Consider the following 20,287-nt stretch of genomic DNA (forward strand, 5'->3'; position numbering starts at 1 on the left):
AAATACACGGGTTTTTGTAAGTGGAAATTAGTCTCAGTTTTCCGAGAATTGAGACAGCCTTATCGCTACCGTGGGCGGTATGGCTATCTCCCAAGCAGACATTGACGCACTCGACGCCGCGATTGTATCCGGCGCACTCTCGGTCGAATTCGACGGACGGCGTATCACCTACCAGAACACGGCACAGCTGATCGCTGCCCGGGCGCACGCGGTGCAGGTCATCAGCGGTAACGCCCAGCGCACCGTTCCTTACATCTTCGGCTTCCGCTTCACCACGAGTCGGGGCGACTGATGGCCAACATCATCGATCGCGTCATCGGCTTCGTTAGCCCGCAAGCAGGGATCGCGCGCCACTTCGCGCGTCGCCAGTTGCAGCGTGCGTACGAAGCGGCCAGCCGGCGCGACACGTGGCGCCCCCGCCGCGCTGGCGCCAGCGCGAACGCTGATCACCAGGCAGATGCCAAGGCGCTGCGCTCCAAGGCGCGCGCCCTAGTGCAGAACGTCCCGTACATCTGGGCCGGCATGGATGGCCTGGCGGTGGCGACGGTCGGCGCGGGCATCATCCCGCGCGCCACCGGCAAGGACAAGGACAAGATCAACGAGCTGCTCACTGCCTGGTTCAAGGTATGCGATGCCGATGGTCGCTTCGACTTCTTCGGATTCGTGAAAGCCGCCTATATGGCGATGGAGCAGGATGGCGAAGTCCTGGTGCGCAAGCGCACCCGCAGCGCCAGTTCGGGTATGGCGGTGCCACTCCAGTTGCAGCTGCTCGAAATTGACTGGCTCGACAGCGCACGCTCGGGCACGCTAAACGGCAACTCAATTGTCAACGGCATCGAGTACGACGTGCTCGGTGCGGTCGCCGCTTACTACCTGTGGGACCAGCACCCAGGGGATGTCGCCGCAGTGCGCGGTCGGTCGCAAAGCCAGCGCGTGTCAGCGAACCAGATCATCCACCTGTACAACCCGGGCCGCCCAGGGCAGGGCCGTGGCTTTACGCGGCTGGCGCCAGTGATCGCGCGCGTGCGCGACCTGCAGCTGTATGAGGACGCGGAGATGTCGCGCAAGAATCTGGAAGCCCGCCTGTCGGTGCTGGCCAGTGGCGACATCAGCGGCGCGGAGAACCCGGCCAGCATGGGCAACGCAGGCGACGGCCAGCCCAGCGGTCACCACGACCTGGGCGAGCTGGGGGGCGGGAGCATCGTCGGCATGCCGCCGGGGATGAACTTCACGGTCATCGAACCGAAGGCGGCACCGGGCTACGTCGAGTACGTCAAGTTCCAGCTTCACCTGATCGCGGCGGGTATCGGCGTGCCATACCACCTGCTGACCGGAGACATGAGCTCGGTGAACTTCAGCAGCGCCCGCGTGCGGCTGCTGGACTTCCGGCGCTCGGTGACGCAGATGCAGTGGCTGACCCTGATCCCGAAGCTGCTAGTGCCCATCCATGATGCATTCATCGAGCACGCTTACCTGGCTGGCCAGATCAAGTCGCGTGACAAGGCTGTGGATTTCAGCCCGCCGAAGTGGGACTACGTGAACCCACAGCAGGATGTGCAGGCCGACCTGGCCGAGATCAGCGGTGGCCTGTCCAGCTTCAGCGAGAAGCTGCGGCAGCGGGGTTACGACCCGGAGGTGGTGTACACCGAACTCGCGAAAGATATCGCCAGGCTCAAAGAGCTGGGGATTCTCGACACGATGCTGTTTATGCAGCGCGGGAACATGCCGACGCCGCCGGCTGGTACGGATCCGAACGCAGCAGCGTAGGCCATCGATATTTTTACAACAGACTTTCAAGGACAGATAATGCCAACCTTACAAAAGATCCCCGACTTCGCCGAGCAGGTGCTGCGCGGCGTGCACAACTTCGGGGTCCATACGCTCAAGGCGGCGCTGACGAACACCGTGCCGGCCGCGTCTGCCGCCTTGCTGGCCGACCTCACGCAGATCAGCGGTGGCGCCTATCCGGCAGGCGGCTTCCAGCTGGACTCAGTCGTGCTGGCCGAAACCGCCGGCCTGGCCAAGGTGACGATCGCCGACGAAGTGATCACTGCATCCGGCAGCGCGATCGGGCCATTCCGCTACGCGGTGGTCTACAACGACACGGCCACTAGCAAGCCGTTGATCGGCTACATCGACTATGGCTCGACGATCACCCTGGCCGATGGTGAAACACTGACGCTCGACTTCGACGCGAGCGCTGGTGTACTGACGCTGACCTGATCATGACGCCAGAACAACAAGCAGCGCTCCGCCAGGCGGCGCGCTCGAACCCGGCCTGTGCCAACGCGCTAGTCGCACGCGACTGCGACGCGATCGCTGCGCTGCTGTCGCCCGGGCGCATGCGTGCCAACGGGCGCGAGATCGGGTACGGCGTGATCTTGGAAACCATCGGCATCGACGCTGGTAACCAGCTGATCGATTTCATCCAGGCGCAGCCGGCGTTGCGTCATGTGGTGCAACTGCTGGCCAATGGCTGGCTCAGCATCGGCTCGCCGCTGGCCCAGGGCGCGCTCCGCTCGTTCGGGCCTGAGGCGATCTCGCCGGCTGACGCTGAGGCGTTGTGCGCGCTTGGCCTTGAGCCTGACCCATACACCGCGCAGCAAGTGGCCGAGGCCTTGTTCCACCCAGACGGAAGTGAGAAATAAATGCCAACAGCAAAGCAGGCCGTAACTATTCTGGCACCGACTGAGGTGCCGGCCGGACGCACCGTTGCGAACCCAGTGTGGGGGCCGGCTGTCGACGTTACCGGCTTCATGGGCGGCGAGTGGGGCTACATCGTCAAGAACGGCACATCGGGCCCACCGGTGGGCTGCACCATCGTGCTGCAGACATCACCTGACGGCGTCAACGACTGGACCGATTACTACACCATCACCGGTGACACCCAAGCCAATGGCGGCATTGCTCGCTCCGTCACCATGTCCCATGGCGTCATGTGGGCGCGCGTGGGCGGCTACGGCAACACGACCAACGCAGTGACGATCTCGTCGAAGCTTCAAGCCCGGGTGAGCTGATATGTCGGGCATGCGCTATCAGCCGCAGGGCCAGTCGAAGGTGAACATGTCGCACCCGCTGGCTGCGGGGCTGGTGGACGTATGGGTGCCGCATGCAACCTCGTTCGGCCTACTCACTGGCTACGACAGCGATACCAGGTCGGTTGGGTCGAACAAAGTCACGCCCGAAGGCGTCGGGTACAACCTCACGAGCGTGCCTCGGAAGTACTCGACCGCGCTGTTCAACGGCCAGTCGATAGCCTGGTTGGTTGTCGCATACCGGGACGGCAGCGGGAACCAGAGCAATTCGCTGGTCAAAAAGGATGGCACGGTAATTGCCGTACAGGAGTGGAGCGGCGACGTACGGTCGATCATGTGGACCCCGGGCTTGGCGGCTAATATCTCCTATGGTTCTGCCGCCAGCATGCGCAACAAGATGTGCGTGTTTGCTGGACTTGTCGGCCCCTCTGAAAAAGGGATCATGTTCAATGGCGGAAACTTCAATACCTTCACAGGCGGCGGGACGACAGTCGTATCTACATCGAACGCGTTTGCGATCGGCGGCGATGCGCGCGGCACGGAAGTCGGATCGCAGTGGACCGTCCTGGCAGTCTTTGCATGGCAAGGCGATAGGCTGCCCACCTCTGTCGAACTGAGGGAGCTGTCGGCCAATCCCTGGCAGCTGTTCGCGGAACCCGAGGAAGAAGAACTCGCCGCCACCGCAGCAGTGAACTACATGCTGAGTGTGAGTTCAGCGAGCATGGCCGCCAGCGGTGGCCAGGTCGGCATGAAGGTGTCACGACTCCTGCGTGCAGCTCCCGCAAGCCTCACGCTTTCGCCTGGGGCTGTTGCGGTACGCGCGGCCCGGCAACTGAGAATTGCACCAGCCATGCTGGCAATTGCGGGTGGCGACATTGCGGTGCGCGCAGGACGGCGCTTGAGCGTGGCACCTGCATCAATGGGCATGACGAGCAGCACGGTAGAGATGCTGTATAGCCCGAAGCCAGAACCTGGCTCTTACACGATCTCGGTGTCCGCTGCGGCCATGACGCTTGTCGGCGGCAACGTCGGCATGCGCGTAGCGCGGCGGCTGCGCGTCGCTCCCGCGAGCTTGACGCTGGCGGCGGGCGCGGTGCGCACATTGGTCGGTCGGCGCTTGATGGTGTCGCCCGCTGGCCTGCAGCTGGCCGGCGGCCCGGTGACGCTGCGCTTCTCGGCGAAGGGTGAGCCGTTTGATATTACAAAAATCCATCCGTCTCGGATCGTGATCTTCGAAGGCAGTGGCAGCCGCGTCACCCCATTCGAGGGAAGTGGTAGCCGGGTCACGCCGTTTGACAGTACTGGCACTAGAAAAGTGAGGTTCGAATAATGGCTGATATGCCGTGGAAAGAGGGCGATGACTGGTACGTCTATCGCGACCCTGATGAGAAGAGCCGCTACCTGGCCGACATCACGCAGGAACTGATCGACCGGGCCACGACGCCGCTCGACGACAGCAGCAACGCAATCGAGTTGATTCTGGTCGGCGTTGTTTCGATCGAGCCGCCAGAGATTCAAAGCGTGGACATCGACGGTGTCGTGCGCACCTACGTCGTTGCATTCCTGGGCGGCACCGGCGACGAACCGCCAGAGGATTGGCGGTGGGAAGCGCGCGTTAGTTGCAAGAACCGTGAGCAGTTCGACAAGACAACCCATTTCAAGCGGAGGGACACATGACCATCAACATCGCCGATCTACCAGGCGTACGCGCCCAGTTCAAGCGTGACGTGCCCGAGGCCGGGATTGGCCAGGCGCGCGGCCCATCCAACTTGGTCGGGGTAGCGACACAGCTACCGGCGGGCGGTCTGTCAAACCTGCCGTCCGATTTGAAGACGATGGCCTTGCGGGGAGGCCGCTACTACGTCGTCAGCGAACAAAAATAGCTGTCTGAAAAGTTGTCTCAGTTTTCCGAGAATTGAGACAGGGAAATCCGCATCATGCGGATATGACGACGCCAACCACTCAGCAGATCGCAGCCCGCTCCGCTACCGATCCCCGGATCATGCCACCTCTTTCGCGTGGCGCGGAGCTTGTCCCATCGACCTATAACGAGATCGACAACACGATCGACGTCATCTGGACGACTGGTTCGATGGGGCGACGCTACGACTGGTACAACGACACCCCGTACGACGAAGAGTTGGTCGTCACGCCGGAAGCTGTCGACATGACGCGCTTCGACAAGGGCGTTGTGCAGGTCATTGACAACCACGATATTCAGGGTGGCCTCAAGTCCATCATCGGCATTGCCACGCGTGGCAGCATCCAGAACGGAGAAGGCAGTGCAACGTTGCGGCTGTCGAACCGGCCCGAGCTGGCCGGCATCGTCGCCGACATCAAGGCCGGCATCATCCGCTCGATCAGCTTCACGTACCGCGTCGCGAAGTACGAAATCACTCGCGCCATTGACCGCACCGATGGCGTCAACGTACCGCTGTACCGCGCTGTGGCGTGGGAGCCGTACGAAATCAGTTTCGTGACCGTCCCGTTCGACGCTGGCGCAAGTTCGCGCAGCGCGCCGCAGAACGGTCACCCATGCGAATTCATCACCCGGGCGCCCGCCCTTTCCGCTTCACCCAACCAGGAAGACAACATGACCATTGCTACCCAGCCGGGCGCCCAGAATCCAGCGCCTATCGATCCAACCCGCGCCGCACCTGCGCCTGCACCAGCCCCGGCACCAGTGTCGGCGCCAGCACCAGCTGCGCCCGCCGTCACCGACGACGCCGCCTCTCGCGCAGCACAGGAAGCCGTCACCCGCTCGGCTGACATCATCGAGCTGTGCGCACGTCACGGCGTTACCAACCTGGCCCCCGGCCTGATCCGTGGTGGCAACTCGGTCGACCAAGCACGCGCTGCCGTGCTGGACGAGATGGCCCGTAACTCGACCGCGAGCGGTGGGCACCAGAATACCCGCATAGTTTTGGTCGGCGATGTCGAGCAAACGCGCATGGCCGGTATGGAAGAAGCGATCATGCACCGCGTGTACGCCCGCACGAAGATGACCGAGAACGGTGCCCAATTCCGCGGCATGAGCTTGCTCGAACTGGGTCGTGACTTCCTGGAAGCGCGTGGTGTTTCGACACGTGGCATGGATCGCATGCAGCTGGCCACGAATATGTTGAATTTCCGTTCGGCAGGCATGCACGGCACCAGCGACTTCGCAGCTCTGTTCGGTAACGTCGCGAACAAGCGAATGCGCGATGCCTATGCCGAGAACGCTGGCACCTATACCCAGTGGGCGCGCCGCGCGCCGAACGCGCCAGACTTCAAGAACATCAGCATCGTGCAGCTGTCCGGCGCGCCCGAGCTGTTGCAGACGAATGAGCATGGCGAATTCAAGTACGGCACCATGAAAGACGCGGGCGTGTCCTACTCGCTGGTGACCTATGGCCGCATGGTATCGCTCACCCGCCAGGCCATCATCAACGACGACCTGCGTGCATTCGAGCGCCTGGTCTCGTCGTTCGGTGCGAGCTCGAGCCGCCTGGAAAACCGTCTGGTGTACAGCCAGCTCACCAGCAACCCGACGATGGGCGACGGCGAGCAGCTGTTCGATACGGATCACAAGAACATCGGCACGGGCGCTGGCTCGGCGCTGTCGCTGGCTGCGCTCAAAGTCGGCCGCACCGCAATGCGCCTGCAGAAGGGCTTGCAGAACGAAGAGCTGAATCTGGCGCCAAACTTTCTGATCGTCCCGGCTTCGCTGGAACAGGATGCTTACGCCCTGACCAGCGCGAACTACGTGCCGGCCAAGCAGAGCGACATCAACGAATTCCGTACCGGTGGCCGCACGGCGGTCGAACCGATCGTGGAACCGATCCTCGACGCAATGAGCGACTCGGCGTGGTACCTCGCCAGCAACAACAGTCAGGTCGACACCGTCGAGTACTGCTACCTGGACGGCGCGGAAGGCCCGGTCATCGAAAGCCAAACCGGCTTCGAGACTGACGGCGTGACCTGGAAGTGCCGTCTGGACTTCGCCGCCAAGGTCGTGGATCACCGCGGCCTGTACCAGGGCGTCGGCAAGTAAGCCTCCGCTGCCGGTCCATCCATCCATCACAGGAATCGAACATGAAGAATTTCATCCAGAACGGCGACACGCTCACCGTCATCGCGCCAGCCAATGTGCTCAGCGGCCAGGCGTTGCTGGTCGGCGCGTTCTTTGGCGTCGCCTGCAACGACGCCCTGCAGGGCACGCCGGTCGAGATCAAGCGCACCGGCGTGTATTCCCTCGCGGCTACAACCGCCGATACCGGCGCGACCGGCGCCAAGATCTACTGGGACAACACCGCCAAGCGCCTGACTACGACCGCTACCAACAACACCTTGGTCGGCGCACTTGCTATCCCGAAGGGCGGCACCGAGGCCAGCGCTACCGTGCTGCTCGACGGCGTCATCCGTTAACCCACGCCCATGCTCTTCGCCCACCTCCAGCTGGCCGTGAACAGCGCGGTTCTGAATCACCTGGCTAATAAGCAGGTGACGATTGGCGGCGCGGTTGTGCCTGGGATCTTCCGCAACCTGGCCAGCGAAGCGCAGATGGGTATGGGGGTGGCGTCCAGCAGCCCTGTCGTCACCGTCGCGGACAGCGCGGTCATGGCTGAGCCGGTTGGGCAGCAGATCACGATCGACGCTGTGCGTTACGAGATCCTCACCGCCGACCCGGATAACACCGGCCTGACCATCCTCACGCTGACAGTGGCCGCATGAGGACCGCGTTCGCAAACATCGTGAGCGCAGTCATCGCGGTGCTCGAGGCGCAGCCGCCGGTGTGCAAGGCGATCTATCGCGCCCGCGCCATGGCCGTGCCCGACCAGGACAAGCTTGCGATCAGCGTGCAGTGGGAGAACTCGGTACCAGCCGGCAGCACGATCAGCGGGGCCCCGATTGACTGGGCGACCCGCCTCACCGTTGAATGCTACGCAGCCGGCATCAACGAGAGCGGCGACCTCGCGGTCGACCCGCTGCTCAAGGCTGTGTTCGAACGCCTTGCCGCCAACTCGACACTGGACGGCGTCGTCTCCGATCTGCAAGTGATCGGCGTCGAAGCTGAGAACACGACGGATGGAAAGAAAACCGGGTGGGTCCGACTTACCTATACCGCAGATCACCGCACCAGCAACTTCACATTGAGCTGACATGAATATCGACAAGACGCAAGCCGCGCCGCACGAGCGCGAAATCCCGCCGCCACCTGGCGGTGGTTCGTGGACGTTCGACCCGGACAACTGGGAGTGGGTCTCGAATGACCCAGTGCCAGTCCCTGCCAATGAAACCCCAGCCGCGGTCGTCGATTACGACATCGCGGCCAACCAGGAGTAAGCAATGCCTCGTCGTATCAAAAACACTGTCGTGACCGCGAAGGTGGAAACGACGCCGGGCCTCGATGCCCTGCCTACGGGCGCTGCCAATGCCGTGCTGGTATCGGAAGTGAGCGTTACCCCGCTTGACGCGCAGTCGATTGACCGCGCGCTCATTCGTGGCTACTTCGGTGGCAGCGAGCAGCTGGTCGGCCCGGGCAGTGTCAAGCTGTCGTACTCGGTTGAGCTGGCTGGCTCGGGCGCTGCAGCCACGCCACCGGCTTGGGGCCAACTCCTCCTGGGCTGCGCTGCTGCCGAGGGCGTCTTGACTACGCCAGCCCGCGTCGAGTACACCCCGGTATCGACTGGCCTGAAAACGATCACCCAGTACTACTACGACGACGGCCTGGTACACAAGCTCACCAGTTCCATGGGCAACTGCACGCTGTCCGCAAAGGTCGGCGAGCGCCCAATGTTGCGCTTCGAGTGGACTGGCCTGGACGGTGGCATCGTGGTTACCCCGAATCCAACGGGCACCTTCACCCCGTGGAAGAAGCCAGTATCGATGACGAAGGCAAACGTCATCGACATCACGCTTGGCGCGACGTATGCAGCGGGCGCCCTGACCGGCGGAACCATCTACAACAGCACCGGCTTGGAACTGAATTTCGGCAACGTCGTAAATTTCAGCGCGATGCTCAGCTCCGAAGTTGTCGATATTTCCGATCGTCAATCGACCGCGACGATGGAAATCGAACTGACCGCGGCGCAAGAGGCGGCGTTGATGGACGACGTCAAGGCCAACGTCACGCGAAGCCTCGCCTTCACCATCGGCACGGCTACCGGCAACAAGGTCATCGTCTTCGCGCCGTCAGTCCAACTGACCAACCCTCGCAAGTCCGAGCTCAACGGTAACCGCCTGATCGGCTTCGATCTGCGCCTGGTCCCCGTCAATGGCAACGACGAGTGGCGCTTCGTCTGCCTGTAACAAACAACCCATCCATAACAGAAAGGAAACGCCATGGCGTTCAAACTTGTACGACTGAATAAGCTCCCTGTCCGTGTCAAAGGCGCACTGCCAGGCGAAGACGGCAAGCGGGCTGCCTTTGATTTCACCCTCCACTGTAAGCGTCTGAGCCAGGCTGAAATCGATGCTGTCATGAACAACAAGCAGGGCGAGGTCAAAGGCTTCGTTCAAAACGTTGTCGAAGGATGGGACGGTGTGCTGGATGCCAGTGGTGATCCAGTCCCATTTGCCGGCGAGCATCTGGAAGAAATGATCGACAACGCCGGCCTGCCAATGTTGATCATGCACGCTTATCTTGAACAGGTGTCGGCCATCGCAAAAAACTGACCGAGGTCGTGCGCCTTTTGGCGCGCGGCCAAATCGAGTTTGGCAACGATGCGCCAGCTGAACACGATCATGTCAACGATGCAGCAGCCGCAATGGGCCTCTCTGCAGAGGGTGGCATAACGCTGCAAGAGGATGAGTACTGGCTTTGGCCAGAGAACGACGAGGCATTCTCGATGTGGCTTTCTGTTCAAACCCAGTGGAACGCCGGAATGGGTGGGGCGACAGGTCTCAATTACCCCGGCGTAGAAACATGTCTCCGTCTACGGGGGCTAAGGAAGAAGGCGCAGCAGAAGCTCTTTCTGCTGATTCAAATGATGGAGCGCGCTTGCTTGGAAGAGTGGGCGCGGAAGCGAAAAAGCTAGGAACGGAATGACCTCCCCACGCGCACTTATTGAAATGGTTGTCGACGGCGCTGCCGAGAGCCGGCGGCGTGTGGAGAGTGTCGCTGATGCGCTGCGCCAGATGAACGGTCAGTCGCTCCAGAACATCTCGAATCAGATGAATTCGCTGAACGACCGGTTCAGCGGTTTGCAATCGACCATCGGGAATGTCACATCGTTCGCCATCGCCGGCGTGTCGTTGGCTACGCTCGGTAGCAAAGTGGTCGGTGTCCTTGATTCAATGGGCGAACTGGACGATCTGTCGCAAAAGATCGGTACCAGTGTGGAAAGTCTGTCGCGCATCCAGAGGGTGGCGAAAACGTTCGGAGTGGATTTTGCCGGGACTGTTGATCCCGCCATGGTGAAATTGGCGCGCAACCTCACGACCGTTGACGACAAGTCGAGCAGGACTTCCAAAGCGCTGGCGGCCATTGGCGTGTCCGCTAAAGACAGCGCCGGTAAGCTGCGTGACCCTGGCCAGGTCATGATCGAGGTTGCCAAAAGCCTCGCGCAGTACGAGGACGGTGCCGGGAAGGCAGCCGTAGTAACGGACTTGTTCGGTAAGTCGGGGGCGGACCTTTTGCCATTCTTGAATGACTTGGCAGACAACGTCGATAAATTTACTGGTGCTACCCCAGAGGCGGTGAAGCAAGCAACTGACTTGCAAGACAAGTTTGGGATGCTGAGCCAGCGCACGGATCAAGCCTTCACGTCGATCGTAACGGCAGCGTTGCCGGCACTGACTGGTTTGTCTGAAGGATTCACCGATGTACTCGAAGCCGAGAACGGCCTGATCGACAACGGTGAAATTGCCGAGTGGGCTGGGATGGCCGCGATGGGGATTGCCCGGGTAGCTGACGTAGCAGTGCTGGCAGTCCGTGGATTTTCAGCTCTCGCAAGTAGCGTCGAAGTGATTACTGCCGATCTTGAGGTGCTATGGACGGCCTCGCCTGCGAACATGGGTCTTACCTTAGCCAAAGGTGGGTCGCCTCTTGCTGACCTGAAAAAGGTGGTTGCCGAGCGAAATCAAGTTTTGGAAGCTGCAAACGCGAAGTGGTCAGCGTTCTACAACGCTGACGGCAATATGTTCGAACAGGCAGTCAAGAAAAGGCTGTCTGCGAAAGTTGTTGATGTAAAGCCGCCGGCGGACGAAAAGCCGAAAGATAAAGATCTCAATGGCTACAAGCCAGGTAGCGACGCTGCAGATAAGGATGCAGACAAGCAGGCCAACGCCTATCAAAATCTGACGAAAGCCATCCAAGCAAAGATCGTCCAAGCCAATCTCGAACTCAGTGCAGGGGCTCCCTTAATTGCGAGCCAGCAGGAGCAGCTTGGATTGACCGAACAATTGGCCGAGATGAAAGGGAAGCTTACCTCGATTCAGTATGCCTACTTGGAAAGCCAGGCCAAAGAGCTCGTTACTAAACTGGAAGTGATCGAGTCAAACAAGCGCGCGGCGGCAGGTTTCGAGTCATACAGCAAGATGAGGGCTGCGTATGAAACCAACGTCGCCAAGGCGATTGAGAACGCGATTACTGAGGCAGACCGTAATGAAGAGCTTGCCCTCACATTCGGTAAGACAAAAGGCCAGATTGAAGCGCTAGAGCTGGCTCGTCTCGAAGAGCAACTGGCGCAGCGATCTTCGCTCGGTCTGACTCTGGATGAGATCGAGAATCTCGAAAAGCTGATTGCGGCGAAGAAACGCAGTACAGCTGCGACGGGCAAAGTCGATATGTTCACTGCTGGCCAGAAGGCCGCTGAGAGTCTCGACGAGTTCCTCGACCCTGCCAAGGCACAGTCGTTCGGTGAAGCCTTGCGCGAATCGCTTGGCGGTGCTGGCACCGCGCTGTCCGCATTGACCTCGACGCTTGACGGCTTCGGCAAGCGGCAAGCAGCGATTGATGAGCAGCGGCAGAATGCGGCGATCGCATTCTCCACCGGGCAGCGCACCGAAATGCAGCACATGGAGGACCTCGCGCGTCTGAACGAGATGGAAACCAAGAACCGTCTGTCCGGCTACGGCGACATGGCAGGTGCAGCAGCTGGCTTCTTCGGCGAACAGAGTCGTGGGTACCAGGCGCTGATGACGGTATCCAAAGTCTTCCACGCCGCCGAGCTGGCGATGACGATGGCCGAACTGGTGCCAAAGGGTATCGGTGCGGTACTGGGGCAGGGCGCAGGTGATCCGTACTCTGCACCCGTACGCATGGCAGCAATGGCAGCAGTCGTCGCTGGCCTGGGCGTGGCCATCGGTAGCGTGTCGGGCGGCAGCAGCGTCAGCCTGTCCGAGTCCCGCCAGAAAGAGCAGGGCACCGGCACCGTGCTGGGTTCGGACGCGAAGTCCGGATCGATCGCCCGCGCGCTCGCCGAGATCGAACAGTCGTCGCAAGACACGCTCGGCGTGAATAACGACATGCTGATCTCACTGCGTAACATCGAATCGGGGATCGACCGCTTCGCCTCCCTGCTCGTGCGTACAACCGGCGTGACCGGTGACTTCGGCAAGGACATGAACAAAAACGTGTTCGATTCGAAGGCGATCGGTATTGGCGGTGCCGCAGCCGGAGCTGTAGGCGGCGCAATGGCTGGCGCCTACGTCGGCATGGGCGCGAGCCAGATCGGTCTGCTGCTCGGCGGTCCGATTGGCATGGCACTCGGTGCGGTGCTGGGGGCGGTGATCGGCAAGACCTTCATTGGCAAGGCACTGGGTAGCGTCTTCGGCGGCAAGCAGACGGTTGAAGACACCGGCTTCACCATGGACAAGTCGAGCTTCGGCAGCATCTTGGGTGGTGGCGTCAAGGCGTCGCAGTACGCCGACATCAAGAAAGATGGCGGCTGGTTCGGCAGCGACAAGACCAGCGTGAAGATGGAAGGGCTGGGCGACGAAGGTAACCGCCAGATCGCGAGCGTGCTGACCTCGCTGTACGACACGGTATTCAAAGCCGGCACCATCCTTGGGCTGGGCGCGGACAGCTTCAATGCGCAACTGAGCAGCTTCGTTGTCGACATCGGCAAGGTCAGCCTCAAGGGTTTGTCGGACGACGAGATCCAGGAAGAGCTGCAGGCGGTCTTCTCGAAAGTCGGCGATAGCCTGGCGGCATCCGGCGTGGCCGGCCTTGAGTCGTTCCAGAAAGTGGGCGAGGGCTACCTCGAGACGTTGGCCCGGGTGGCGTCGAACTACCAGAGCCTTGACGCCATCATGGCCTCGATCGGCACAACTGTCGGCGCGGCGGGTATCGCCAGCGTGCCGGCGCGTGAGCGGCTGATCGATATGTCGGGCGGCATCAGCGCGCTGGCCAGCCAGGTCAGTTCGTTCGCGGACAACTTCCTGACCGAGGCCGAGCGCCTGGCGCCGATCCAAAAGTACGTAACCGAGCAGCTCGCCGGCATGGGCCTGGCCTGGGTTGATACCAGCGCCGAGTTCAAGAATGCGGCACTTGGCATCGACAAGACAACCGAGGCGGGTGCCAAGCAGTTCACGGCCATGATGAGCTTGGCCGACGCGTTCGCCAAGGTGTACCCGGCCGTGAAAGACCTCAGCATGTCACTCGAGGAAATCGCGGACCAGCGTGCCACGCTGCAAGACCGGCTCGACGAATTGACAATGACGCGCGAGCAGCTGCTGGCAAAAGAGCGCGATACCCTGCATGACACCAATCGTCCACTGTGGGATCGGATCCAGTCGCTGCAGGCAGAGGCCGCGGCGCAGGAGAAGATCGCGCAGGAGCGCACCACGCTGCAAGAGCAGCTCGACCAGCTCACGATGACGCGCGAGCAACTGCTGGCCCGGGAGCGCGCCGCTCTTGGCGAGGGCAACCGTCCGCTGTGGGATCGCATCCAGGCACTGCAGGCCGAGAAGGACGCGACGCTGTCGGCAAAGGATGTTGCGGCCGGCTTGATGAGCGACGTCGACAGTGCGTTCGCCGTGCTGGAGCGCGCCGTCGACCGTGAGCGTACCGCCATTCAAAAGCAGGTGGCTACCCATACCGAAGCGGCCAACAAGATCCGTACGGTATCGGACAGCCTGCGTAGCACGATCAACGGCATGCGTGGCCCCGGTGCCGAGGTGATGGAGCGCACGCGCGCCCAGAGCGATCTGCAGGGCTTCCTGGCGATCGCCCGCGCCGGCGGCATGCTGCCGGACTCGGACAAGCTGCAGGCCGTCCTGAGCGTGCTGACGCAGGATGCCAGTGCGCAGTTCGCCAGCTTCGCCGATTACCAGGCTGACTTCTACTCGACCAAGAACACGATGGCCGACCTGGCGTCTATCTCGGACGCGGCGCTGTCGGTCGAGGAACGCACGCTCAAATCGCTGGAGAGCCAGCTGAATTCATACGAGCAGATGCTCGAACGTGAGCAGGAGCAGATCGACCAACTAAACGGTATCAGCACGACCGCGCTGTCAATTCATCAGGCCATTTTGGCACTGCACTCGGCTGTGCAGGGCGCAGCGTCGAACCCGATCAACGCATCGGCGAGCGCGATCAGCAATGCCTATCAAAGCACGTTGGGTCGCGCGCCCGACGCTGCTGGGATGCAGTACTGGAATGACCGCGCTGCGGCCGGTAGCTCGATCTCGGACATCGTGGGCGCCATCAGCAATTCGCCGGAAGCAAAGATCAAGGCGCTGTACCAGTCGACGTTCGGGCGACCTGCTGATGCGGCTGGACTGAAGTACTGGATGGAACGTGTCGCAGCCGGTACGTCATACGGCACGATCGAGCAGGGCCTGAAGGAAAGCAACGAGTACAAGGCGAAGACAAAGGTGCCTGGCTACGCTGCCGGCGGCGATCATGGCGGCGGCTGGCGCATCGTTGGCGAGAACGGCCCGGAGCTGGAAGCTACTGGCGCGGCCCGCATCTTCAATGCCAGCCAAACGCGCGACCTGATGTCGCGGTTCAGCAGTCCGGTCGACAACAGTGCTGCACTAGTCAGCGAAATCAGAGCGCTACGTGAGGAAGTTATCACGCTGCGGCGAGTCAATAGCGATGAGAACTACTCGATCGCAAGGCACGCGATGAACACTGCCAGCGCGCTTGATGACGCGCTCAACGGCGATAAACCGCTGGCTACAAAAATTGTCAAAGAGGAGGCAACACAGTGATCGTCGTTGATCCAGTAGTGCTGGGGGACGTGCCGTTCACGCGGCTATCCTCCAAGTGGGTGTACGACCGGACCGGCACGCTGGTCGAGGTGCCAGCCAATACCCTGGGCGTGACGTACGATCCCGCCGACCTAAGCACAGCGCCGTGGGCGCTGCTCGAGACGGCGGCGACGAACCTGTTGCGGTACTCTGAGCAGTTGAATTATGCAGACGCATGGGGTGGATCTGCGCGGATCGTGCAGCCAAACACAGCGGTCGCACCTTCCGGAGCTATCAATGCTGACCGCGTGGTCGCCACAACTGATCCTGGTTACCACTACATCGATCAGTCGGTTGTAGGCGCGTACGTTGATGGCGAAACTTATACATTCAGCGTGTTCGCGCGCGCAGAAACATTTAATCGAATAAAGCTTGAGCTCTATTACGCGATCGGAAACACCGGTGGTTTTGCCGTTGGGTTCAATCTTGCGACCGGCACCATCGATGGTGGCGCCGCTCACATTGCCGCGACTGGGGCAAAAATTCAAGCGCTGCCAAACGGCTGGTTTCGATGCTCTATCACTGGAACCGTCACTTATGCAGCCGAACACCAGCGGGTTTTGTGCCGCGTTGTTCTGCTCAATTTGACTGGGCAGGGATCTTATATTGGGACTAACGAGCCAGGAGTATATCTGTGGGGAGTGAGCTTTACGAAGGGGACCGATCTCGGTTCCTATATTCCAACCATAAGCGGAGCTGCTACCCGCGCTGCTGACGTGGTGGGCGCCGGCGCTGGCCTGGTCTATTCGAATGTGCCGATGGCCGAGCCGCCCTACAACGCGGCAGCGACCTATGCAAAGGACGCGGCGGTCTACGATCCGGCGACGAAGATCGTCTACTGGTCAATGGTTGCCGGCAATGTCGGCAAGTCGCTGAGCGACCCGGCGTTTTGGAACAAGCGCACGGCGATCAACCGCTGGGCCATGTTCGACGACCGCAACAGCACGCAGACCAGTAACCCGGAAGAGATCGTGTCCGTGTTTTCGGCACAGGCAATCACGCAAGGCCTGTTCGCTGGCGCTATGGATGCGAGCGAGGTTCGGGTTTCGATGACGCACCCGACGCGTGGCCTGGTGTTCAGCGAAGCTAAAAGCCTGGTGCTGCCGCGCTCCGGCAGCAGCTTCTATGGCTGGTGCTTCAACCGGCTACGGCTGCGCACCTGGTTCCTGACCCTGAAGCTGCCGGTATTCGCGAACGCCCTGGTCACTGTCACGATCAAGAAGCCCGGTGGCGTGCCGAAGTGCGGCATGTGTCTGCTCGGTCCAACGATTGATGTCGGCCTGTCGATGATGGGCCTGTCGACCGAGTTGAAGGATTACTCGACCACTACGTTCTTTACCGACGGATCCAGCTCGACGGTCGAGCGCGGCTTCTCGAAAAAAATGAGCGTGGATATTTCGGTGGAAAGCGATCGCGTCGAGTCGATCGAAGATGATCTGATCAAGCGCCGGCAGAAGACGCTGGTGTTCTTAGGCTCGACCTTGCGCGGCGACACAATGTTAGTCGGCCGGTTCAGCAGCCTGCGCAAGGTGATCGACTCGTTCCCGCGCTCAAAGATGGCCCTACAAATTGATGGAGTATTGTCTCAATGACCCCGATTACAGCACTTACTGATCCTGCCCGCCTGCCCAATCAGTTGCAGGACCAGCAGACGTTCGACGCCAACAATGCGTACATGATTGATATGTATCCCGAGCGCGCGCGGCAAGAGAATGCGCTGGCCGGCGAAATGATGGACATGGTGGCGCAGATGGCCGTCATTGCCGCCGGCGGCGCCTTCGCCATCCCGTATATGTTTGATGCCACCACCACGGACGCTGACCCAGGCGCCGGCAAGCTGCGTTTGTCGAGTACGACGCAGAGTGCCGCAACGGTCATGCGCCTGGATCTGACGTCGGCCGGCCAAGACTACACCACGCTGATCGATACTTTCGACGACTCGAGCAGCGCGGTGAAGGGCTCGATCCGGCTGGTGAAGCAGGGCGATATCACGAAGTGGATGACGTTCAACCTCACCGCGCTGGCCACGCCGAGCGGTTACCGCAACCTCACGGTAGTGTGCACCGATAGCAGCACGACCAGTCCATTCGCGAATGGTGATGCGCTGATGCTCTCGTTCCAGCGCACGGGCGACAAAGGCGACAAGCCGCTCGGCGGTGCAATGGTCTGCCTTGCGAGCGCGACGATTTCAAACGTCTCGGCGATCAACTACCTGAATCTTTTTACCAGCGAGTACGACCATTACCTGATCGACTTTTCGGAGTACCTGCTTTCGGGTGGGTCTGCCATCCTTTATATGCGGCTGGCTATTGCGGGCGCTGCATACACTGGCTCCACACATACCACCAACCCTGTCGGTAGCTCGTCTGATCCCGTAGGCGTTATACCCGCTTGGGCATTATCTGGCGCCCTTTCAGGTTCGGCGTACTCGCCCGGCGTGAGCGTCGATCTTCTGAATACGTCGTCCAATAACTCGCCGACTCTTGCCCGGGTTTCGGGTATCCATCGGGGCCCGAGCGCTTTTGATACGAAAGACGGCCTGATGATGGTGAATGTAAATTCGATAATTACGGGATTCCAGCTCTATGCGTCTACCGGAGTTATTGCAGCCGGCAAACTCCGGGTCTATGGATACCGCAATCAAGTAGGGGTCGCATGATGACAGCATTGATTTTTGATAGCGGCGAATACCGCGAAGCCACCGTCGAAGAACTCGCCGAGATTGAAGCGCGCGAGGCCGAGGCGCTGCAACCCGCAGTGCCGCAAGAGGTGAGCATGCGCCAAGCCCGCCTGGCCTTGCTCGCACGCGGCGTGCTCAGCCAGGTCGACACCGCCATCGATTCACTACCAAGCCCGGACCGCGAGGCTGCGCGCATCGAGTGGGACTATTCGAGCGTCGTTGCTCGCAACAGCCCGCTCGTCGTGATGATGGGCACCGCGCTGGGCTTGGACGGCAGTGCCCTCGACGATCTGTTTATCGCTGCGGTTCGGTTGTGATCAGCACCATGTTGCTGTCATTCACAAAAGTGACATAGCTCTGTCAGATTGTCTCAGTCTTCCGAGAAATGAGACGGTGATATCGAGACACTGGTGTTTCCCGGTGGCTCGATCTGCAACATAGCAAATGAGTTTCTTGCCGGGTTGAATACCTCCCTGAAAGAGACACATGAGCGAACCAATTTCCGGCACTGCCGCCGGCGTAGCAGGCTGGAAAATCCTCGGCGGGCTCGCTGGCATGGGGGCCATCGGCCTCGGTCTGGCGGCCTTCGTCGTCATGGCAATGACGAAGCCCACTTCTGAACAGGAGTGGCGCGTGGCGTTGGCCTGCACCTTTGCTGGATCGATCGGCGGCGGTGCGGTGCTGATCAAATACCTGGCAGTCGAACACTGGTCCCACGACGTCCTGGGCCTGACAGCACAGGGTGCGCTCATGTTCACCTGTGGCCTGCCGGCCTGGGCACTGATCCGAGCGCTGTTCAAGTTCCTTGAGAAGCGCAAGGACGCTGACCTGGCCGAACTGGTGCGCGACGTGAAAGAGGTGCTGTGATGCGGATCTCGGCAGAGGTCATCCGCCGCATCGCCCCCCAATGCGGGGCCAACGCGGCTGCAGTCGCTGCTGCACTAGCCCCAGCAGTTGAGCGCTTCGGCATCAACACTCGGCTGCGTCTGATTCACTTTCTTCCGCAAGCCGCTCATGAAAGTGGTGGCTTCGTGCGCAAGCGAGAGAATCTGAACTATAAGCCTGAAGCTATCCTGTCCACCTTCAACACGCCAAAGGTAAAGCGTTTCACACCTGCCCAAGCGGAGCAGTATGGGCGCACCGCGGCGCACGCCGCCGACCAGCAGGCCATTGCGAACATCGCTTACGCAAACCGTATGGGCAATGGTGATGCAAAGAGCGGTGATGGCTGGCGTACGCGTGGTGGTGGCTGGATGCAGCTGACCGGTACGACAAACCACAATGCCTGTGCTGACTTCTTCGGCATCGCTCGTAACGAGATCGGTGACTGGCTGGCCACCGATATAGGCGCGGCGCTTTCAGCGGCCTGGTTCTGGCACCTCAACAATCTGAATCGGTTTGCCGACTTGGATGACGTCGATGGCGTTTCCGACTGCGTGAACATCGGCCGCAAGACCTCCGCCATTGGTGACGCGATCGGCTACCAAGAGCGGCGGTTCCTCACTGACGAAACGAGGAAGGTAATCGCATGACCAGCATCGAAAAGCTTTTGATTGGCGCCATCGTCCTCATCGGCCTGGCGTTGTTTGGCTGGCTCAGTCTGCTCGACTACGGCGCTGAGCGCTACGACGAGGGTTTCGAGGCCGCAATAAATATTGGCAAGCAGCGGCGCGATGCTGATGCCGAAATCAACCGGCAAACCGAAATGAACTTACGCGCGCAGCTCGGCATCAAAGACGCCGCCGCTTTTAAAAAGGAGAAGGACCATGCGCAATCTCTCGCGGCCGCTCAGCGCCGCCATCTTACTGGCACTGACAGCCTGCGCTGCCCCGCAAGGCCAGTATCAACCACCACCACGGCCGTTGATCGATCCGTTGCCAGCGGACCTGCAGCTGACGACGATGGACCGGAGCTTGTGCCAGAGGCTGCTGCTGATCTTGTCGGCATCGCCTCAGACGTTGAGCGACTCGTGCGGCAGTACGACCGCGTTGTGGAGCGGTTCGAAGCATGTCGCGCAGTGAACTCGAAGTAGGGGCGACGTTCGATATCCACATCATCACGCCTACTGGAGGCGGCCATCTCTTTACCGTGCATCAGGATCGGAAAGACGAAGGGCCACTGCAACTGATCAGCGCGGGGAAGCTGGCCCGCCTGGAGGAGATTGAGGCAATGATGGAACGGATGATGGGCGAGCCCCTCGACGCGGACCGCGCTCGATAAGGACGCGCTGTACAACCGCAGGAGAGACGCCTTGCTCATGCAGCGCTCGTACCCCAGCAGCTAAGTTAAACGCGGCTGCAACGTTCACTGCCAGGTCGACGTGTGTCGCGGTCAGACGGTTGATTCGTTTGTTCATCTCTAGATGGTACCGCCCCAATCATTACCGGAGTTT

At 60.8% G+C, this 20,287-nt stretch carries 24 protein-coding genes; all 24 read left to right on the forward strand.

Annotation, left to right across the window (positions count from 1 at the left end; translation table 11 throughout):
* The first annotated feature begins 79 nt into the window (after window positions 1-79).
* The 24 genes from IFU00_01360 to IFU00_01475 all read left to right on the forward strand — a co-directional run bounded on the left by IFU00_01360 (window position 80) and on the right by IFU00_01475 (window position 20,115).
* Window positions 80-292: a hypothetical protein gene (locus IFU00_01360; protein ID MBD8540925.1), complete on the forward strand. Its 213-nt coding sequence runs from the start codon at window positions 80-82 to the stop codon at window positions 290-292.
* Window positions 292-1,767 (forward strand): phage portal protein, encoded by a 1,476-nt coding sequence (locus IFU00_01365; GenBank protein ID MBD8540926.1) that lies wholly within the window; start codon window positions 292-294, stop codon window positions 1,765-1,767. Before IFU00_01360 ends, IFU00_01365 begins: the two co-directional genes overlap by 1 nt.
* Before the next feature lie 39 nt (window positions 1,768-1,806).
* Window positions 1,807-2,223: a hypothetical protein gene (locus IFU00_01370; protein MBD8540927.1), complete on the forward strand. Its 417-nt coding sequence runs from the start codon at window positions 1,807-1,809 to the stop codon at window positions 2,221-2,223.
* Window positions 2,224-2,225: 2 nt separating this feature from the next.
* The gene (locus tag IFU00_01375) at window positions 2,226-2,648 is read left to right on the forward strand and encodes a hypothetical protein (protein ID MBD8540928.1); all 423 of its coding nucleotides are present in this window, start codon (window positions 2,226-2,228) and stop codon (window positions 2,646-2,648) included.
* Window positions 2,649-3,017, forward strand: a complete 369-nt coding sequence (locus IFU00_01380) for a hypothetical protein (GenBank protein MBD8540929.1) — start codon at window positions 2,649-2,651, stop codon at window positions 3,015-3,017.
* Between the two features lies 1 nt (window position 3,018).
* Window positions 3,019-4,365, forward strand: a complete 1,347-nt coding sequence (locus tag IFU00_01385) for a hypothetical protein (GenBank protein ID MBD8540930.1) — start codon at window positions 3,019-3,021, stop codon at window positions 4,363-4,365.
* The gene (locus IFU00_01390; protein MBD8540931.1) at window positions 4,365-4,712 is read left to right on the forward strand and encodes a hypothetical protein; all 348 of its coding nucleotides are present in this window, start codon (window positions 4,365-4,367) and stop codon (window positions 4,710-4,712) included. Before IFU00_01385 ends, IFU00_01390 begins: the two co-directional genes overlap by 1 nt.
* A complete protein-coding gene (locus IFU00_01395) occupies window positions 4,709-4,918 on the forward strand; it encodes a hypothetical protein (protein ID MBD8540932.1) in 210 nt (69 codons plus the stop codon). Before IFU00_01390 ends, IFU00_01395 begins: the two co-directional genes overlap by 4 nt.
* Window positions 4,919-5,037: 119 nt before the next feature.
* On the forward strand, window positions 5,038-7,068 hold the full coding sequence (locus IFU00_01400) for an HK97 family phage prohead protease (protein ID MBD8540933.1): 2,031 nt from the start codon (window positions 5,038-5,040) through the stop codon (window positions 7,066-7,068).
* 41 nt (window positions 7,069-7,109) lie between these two features.
* Window positions 7,110-7,442, forward strand: a complete 333-nt coding sequence (locus tag IFU00_01405; protein ID MBD8540934.1) for a DUF2190 family protein — start codon at window positions 7,110-7,112, stop codon at window positions 7,440-7,442.
* A 9-nt stretch (window positions 7,443-7,451) separates the two neighbouring features.
* A complete protein-coding gene (locus IFU00_01410; GenBank protein ID MBD8540935.1) occupies window positions 7,452-7,748 on the forward strand; it encodes a hypothetical protein in 297 nt (98 codons plus the stop codon).
* A complete protein-coding gene (locus tag IFU00_01415) occupies window positions 7,745-8,176 on the forward strand; it encodes a hypothetical protein (GenBank protein MBD8540936.1) in 432 nt (143 codons plus the stop codon). The genes IFU00_01410 and IFU00_01415 overlap by 4 nt, the downstream gene beginning before the upstream one ends.
* Before the next feature lies 1 nt (window position 8,177).
* Window positions 8,178-8,360, forward strand: a complete 183-nt coding sequence (locus tag IFU00_01420; GenBank protein MBD8540937.1) for a hypothetical protein — start codon at window positions 8,178-8,180, stop codon at window positions 8,358-8,360.
* Between the two features lie 3 nt (window positions 8,361-8,363).
* Complete coding sequence (locus IFU00_01425) at window positions 8,364-9,326, forward strand: hypothetical protein (GenBank protein MBD8540938.1); 963 nt, start codon at window positions 8,364-8,366, stop codon at window positions 9,324-9,326.
* 33 nt (window positions 9,327-9,359) lie between these two features.
* Window positions 9,360-9,692, forward strand: a complete 333-nt coding sequence (locus IFU00_01430) for a hypothetical protein (GenBank protein MBD8540939.1) — start codon at window positions 9,360-9,362, stop codon at window positions 9,690-9,692.
* Window positions 9,693-9,700: 8 nt separating this feature from the next.
* Window positions 9,701-10,054, forward strand: coding sequence for a DUF1799 domain-containing protein (locus IFU00_01435; protein MBD8540940.1), 354 nt, complete (start codon window positions 9,701-9,703; stop codon window positions 10,052-10,054).
* Between the two features lie 7 nt (window positions 10,055-10,061).
* Entirely contained in the window at window positions 10,062-15,176 is a 5,115-nt protein-coding gene (locus IFU00_01440; GenBank protein MBD8540941.1) for a DUF4214 domain-containing protein, read from the forward strand.
* The gene (locus IFU00_01445; GenBank protein ID MBD8540942.1) at window positions 15,173-16,807 is read left to right on the forward strand and encodes a hypothetical protein; all 1,635 of its coding nucleotides are present in this window, start codon (window positions 15,173-15,175) and stop codon (window positions 16,805-16,807) included. The genes IFU00_01440 and IFU00_01445 overlap by 4 nt, the downstream gene beginning before the upstream one ends.
* Window positions 16,804-17,874 (forward strand): hypothetical protein, encoded by a 1,071-nt coding sequence (locus IFU00_01450; GenBank protein MBD8540943.1) that lies wholly within the window; start codon window positions 16,804-16,806, stop codon window positions 17,872-17,874. The genes IFU00_01445 and IFU00_01450 overlap by 4 nt, the downstream gene beginning before the upstream one ends.
* Window positions 17,871-18,212, forward strand: a complete 342-nt coding sequence (locus tag IFU00_01455; GenBank protein MBD8540944.1) for a hypothetical protein — start codon at window positions 17,871-17,873, stop codon at window positions 18,210-18,212. Before IFU00_01450 ends, IFU00_01455 begins: the two co-directional genes overlap by 4 nt.
* 169 nt (window positions 18,213-18,381) lie before the next feature.
* On the forward strand, window positions 18,382-18,762 hold the full coding sequence (locus IFU00_01460; protein ID MBD8540945.1) for a hypothetical protein: 381 nt from the start codon (window positions 18,382-18,384) through the stop codon (window positions 18,760-18,762).
* The gene (locus tag IFU00_01465) at window positions 18,762-19,427 is read left to right on the forward strand and encodes a glycoside hydrolase family 19 protein (GenBank protein MBD8540946.1); all 666 of its coding nucleotides are present in this window, start codon (window positions 18,762-18,764) and stop codon (window positions 19,425-19,427) included. Before IFU00_01460 ends, IFU00_01465 begins: the two co-directional genes overlap by 1 nt.
* Window positions 19,424-19,927, forward strand: coding sequence for a hypothetical protein (locus IFU00_01470; protein MBD8540947.1), 504 nt, complete (start codon window positions 19,424-19,426; stop codon window positions 19,925-19,927). The genes IFU00_01465 and IFU00_01470 overlap by 4 nt, the downstream gene beginning before the upstream one ends.
* Window positions 19,903-20,115, forward strand: coding sequence for a hypothetical protein (locus IFU00_01475; GenBank protein ID MBD8540948.1), 213 nt, complete (start codon window positions 19,903-19,905; stop codon window positions 20,113-20,115). Before IFU00_01470 ends, IFU00_01475 begins: the two co-directional genes overlap by 25 nt.
* The last annotated feature ends 172 nt before the right edge of the window (window positions 20,116-20,287 follow it).

This window comes from Oxalobacteraceae sp. CFBP 8761 (assembly GCA_014841595.1).
Classification (GTDB): Bacteria; Pseudomonadota; Gammaproteobacteria; order Burkholderiales; family Burkholderiaceae_D; genus Telluria.

Excerpts from the sequence above, each read along its gene's own strand:
- IFU00_01410 (MBD8540935.1), top strand. The coding sequence starts at position 7,452 with ATGCTCTTCGCCCACCTCCAGCTGGCCGTGAACAGCGCGGTTCTGAAT.
- IFU00_01380 (MBD8540929.1), top strand. The coding sequence starts at position 2,649 with ATGCCAACAGCAAAGCAGGCCGTAACTATTCTGGCACCGACTGAGGTG.
- IFU00_01465 (MBD8540946.1), top strand. The coding sequence starts at position 18,762 with ATGCGGATCTCGGCAGAGGTCATCCGCCGCATCGCCCCCCAATGCGGG.
- IFU00_01440 (MBD8540941.1), top strand. The coding sequence starts at position 10,062 with ATGACCTCCCCACGCGCACTTATTGAAATGGTTGTCGACGGCGCTGCC.
- IFU00_01370 (MBD8540927.1), top strand. The coding sequence starts at position 1,807 with ATGCCAACCTTACAAAAGATCCCCGACTTCGCCGAGCAGGTGCTGCGC.
- IFU00_01475 (MBD8540948.1), top strand. The coding sequence starts at position 19,903 with ATGTCGCGCAGTGAACTCGAAGTAGGGGCGACGTTCGATATCCACATC.
- IFU00_01390 (MBD8540931.1), top strand. The coding sequence starts at position 4,365 with ATGGCTGATATGCCGTGGAAAGAGGGCGATGACTGGTACGTCTATCGC.
- IFU00_01455 (MBD8540944.1), top strand. The coding sequence starts at position 17,871 with ATGATGACAGCATTGATTTTTGATAGCGGCGAATACCGCGAAGCCACC.
- IFU00_01400 (MBD8540933.1), top strand. The coding sequence starts at position 5,038 with ATGCCACCTCTTTCGCGTGGCGCGGAGCTTGTCCCATCGACCTATAAC.
- IFU00_01450 (MBD8540943.1), top strand. The coding sequence starts at position 16,804 with ATGACCCCGATTACAGCACTTACTGATCCTGCCCGCCTGCCCAATCAG.
- IFU00_01420 (MBD8540937.1), top strand. The coding sequence starts at position 8,178 with ATGAATATCGACAAGACGCAAGCCGCGCCGCACGAGCGCGAAATCCCG.
- IFU00_01395 (MBD8540932.1), top strand. The coding sequence starts at position 4,709 with ATGACCATCAACATCGCCGATCTACCAGGCGTACGCGCCCAGTTCAAG.
- IFU00_01385 (MBD8540930.1), top strand. The coding sequence starts at position 3,019 with ATGTCGGGCATGCGCTATCAGCCGCAGGGCCAGTCGAAGGTGAACATG.
- IFU00_01460 (MBD8540945.1), top strand. The coding sequence starts at position 18,382 with ATGAGCGAACCAATTTCCGGCACTGCCGCCGGCGTAGCAGGCTGGAAA.
- IFU00_01405 (MBD8540934.1), top strand. The coding sequence starts at position 7,110 with ATGAAGAATTTCATCCAGAACGGCGACACGCTCACCGTCATCGCGCCA.
- IFU00_01470 (MBD8540947.1), top strand. The coding sequence starts at position 19,424 with ATGACCAGCATCGAAAAGCTTTTGATTGGCGCCATCGTCCTCATCGGC.
- IFU00_01375 (MBD8540928.1), top strand. The coding sequence starts at position 2,226 with ATGACGCCAGAACAACAAGCAGCGCTCCGCCAGGCGGCGCGCTCGAAC.
- IFU00_01365 (MBD8540926.1), top strand. The coding sequence starts at position 292 with ATGGCCAACATCATCGATCGCGTCATCGGCTTCGTTAGCCCGCAAGCA.
- IFU00_01415 (MBD8540936.1), top strand. The coding sequence starts at position 7,745 with ATGAGGACCGCGTTCGCAAACATCGTGAGCGCAGTCATCGCGGTGCTC.
- IFU00_01360 (MBD8540925.1), top strand. The coding sequence starts at position 80 with ATGGCTATCTCCCAAGCAGACATTGACGCACTCGACGCCGCGATTGTA.
- IFU00_01430 (MBD8540939.1), top strand. The coding sequence starts at position 9,360 with ATGGCGTTCAAACTTGTACGACTGAATAAGCTCCCTGTCCGTGTCAAA.
- IFU00_01425 (MBD8540938.1), top strand. The coding sequence starts at position 8,364 with ATGCCTCGTCGTATCAAAAACACTGTCGTGACCGCGAAGGTGGAAACG.